Annotated in this window: 1 protein-coding gene; it reads left to right on the top strand. The window is 49.8% G+C overall.

From position 1 onward, the window contains the following. Positions 1-126: 126 nt before the first annotated feature. Entirely contained in the window at positions 127-1407 is a 1281-nt protein-coding gene (locus QJQ48_RS28140) for an ISNCY family transposase (RefSeq protein WP_346294489.1), read from the top strand. The last annotated feature ends 34 nt before the right edge of the window (positions 1408-1441 follow it).

Below are 1441 nucleotides of genomic sequence, written 5' to 3'. Positions count from 1 at the left end.
GCTTTGAGTCAGCAATTCTCAGTATGGCGAAAAGTTGTTCAAGTCCTGGGAATGTCTGTATTGTAAGGACATCTGAGAGAGCCGAGAGAGCTAGAACTGTTGAAAGAACGGGGGTTGTTTGACACAATAGTCGGTTCTTTTCGCCAGCGACTGTCCTCGCTACCGGACAAACGCACGGGCAAGAATACCCGTTATGGGATGGAAGATGCAGCCTTGAGCGCGTTTAGCGTGTTCTTCACCCAAACTCCTTCATTTCTGGCGTATCAGCGCATGATGGAGGGCAGCAAAGGCAAAAGTAATGCCCAAAGCCTGTTTGGTGTCCATCAGATCCCAAGCGACAACCAAATCCGGGGCCTGTTAGACCCGGTGACCCCTGAGCATGTTTTTCCTGTGTTTGAGGAAATCTTACAGGTGTTAGAACAGCAGGGGCAGTTAGAGGACTTCCGTTCGGTGGCACATACCCTGCTAATTGCCATCGATGGCACCGAATACTTCAGTTCGAGCCAGCTCCACTGCTCAAACTGTTCAAGGCGCACCCTCAAGTCGGGAGAGACCCACTATTTCCATAGCGTCATTACACCGGTCATCGTCTGTCCGGGGCAGGCTCATGTGATTCCGTTGGTGCCCCAATTCATCGTGCCGCAAGATGGTCATGACAAACAGGACTGTGAGAATGCTGCTGCCAAACGCTGGTTGACACAGCAGGGGCCACGCTTGAGAGCTCTGAAAGTCACTGTTTTAGGCGATGACCTCTATTGCCACCAGCCCTTTTGCCAGCAGCTTTTAGACCAACGCTTCAACTTCATCCTGGTGTGTCGCCTAGAATCTCATATCACCCTCAATGAACATCTCGAGGGCATCGACTTACCGACAGTGACCGTAAAACGGTGGACTGGCAAAGTTGAGGAGACTTATACCTACCGCTATCTCAATGGAGTGCCCCTGAGAGATAGTGAAGATGCTCTGTTAGTGAACTGGTGTGAAGTCACCGTGAGCCGTCCTGACGGGAAGGTAACGTATAAAAATTCGTTTGCGACCAATCACCTGTTAAACCACGAAAACGTAGCAGAGATAGTTCTAGCAGGACGGGCACGCTGGAAGGTCGAAAACGAGAATAACAACACGCTTAAAACTAAAGGCTACAACCTGGAACACAATTTCGGGCACGGGAAGCAGCACCTTTCCTCACTGCTTGCAACTCTGAACATCCTGTCTCTTCTGTTCCATACATTGCTGGAGTTGCTCGACCAAAAGTACAAGCTGTTGCGATCTCACTTGCCGACACGTAAGACCTTTTTTGATGACCTGCGGGCATTGACCCGTTACATGTATTTTGACAGTTGGAATCATCTACTGACCTTCATGATCGAAGGTCTAGAGCTAGACATCCCACCCAACACTAGCTGAATTGCCATACTGAGAATTGCTGCAGTTAAAGCGG

Origin of the sequence: Sphaerothrix gracilis Ecp01, from assembly GCF_030405905.1 — a bacterium.
Taxonomy (GTDB): domain Bacteria; phylum Cyanobacteriota; class Cyanobacteriia; order Phormidesmidales; family Phormidesmidaceae; genus Sphaerothrix; species Sphaerothrix gracilis.
The sequence above is the reverse complement of the archived record's forward strand: the minus strand, read 5'-3'. Positions and strand labels throughout refer to the sequence as shown.